The organism is Trebonia kvetii (assembly GCF_007827045.1).
Lineage (GTDB): Bacteria > Actinomycetota > Actinomycetes > Streptosporangiales > Streptosporangiaceae > Trebonia > Trebonia kvetii.
On record NZ_RPFW01000038.1, the window covers coordinates 1 to 459 of the forward strand.

Sequence of the window (459 nt, forward strand, 5' to 3'; positions counted from 1 at the left end):
TTCTTGCTGTAATTAAGCGATAAGTCGCTGACGGTTAAAACTGCTTCTTTTTCCATATTTTACCTTTTTATAAGGTACTGATAGAACTACTAGCACATTCGTAATGTACTAAAGTACAAACGACTGTCCTATGACGGACAAGTTTTTCGACAAATCAAGAATCCGTCAGTAGTTTTTTTACTAACGAAAATTCCGTCAGTAATTTTAAACTTTATTTTCTCTTAACCAAAGTGACCAGAAACATAATCTTCTGTTGATTGCAAACTAGGTTGAGTAAAAATTGTGCTTGTTTTATCATACTCAATCAAATCTCCTGAATAGAAGAAAGCTGTATTGTCAGAGGCCCGAGAAGCCTGAGCCATATTGTGAGTCACAATGATAATCGTATAATTTTCTTTAAGTTCCATCATTGTTTCTTCAATTTGCATTGTTGAAATTGGGTCAAGAGCTGACGCTGGT

Annotated in this window: 1 pseudogene; it reads right to left on the reverse strand. The window is 34.6% G+C overall.

The window, feature by feature from the left end:
- Nucleotides 1–221: 221 nt before the first annotated feature.
- Nucleotides 222–459 (reverse strand): annotated as a pseudogene (locus tag EAS64_RS48115) (phosphate ABC transporter ATP-binding protein); the annotation flags it as partial.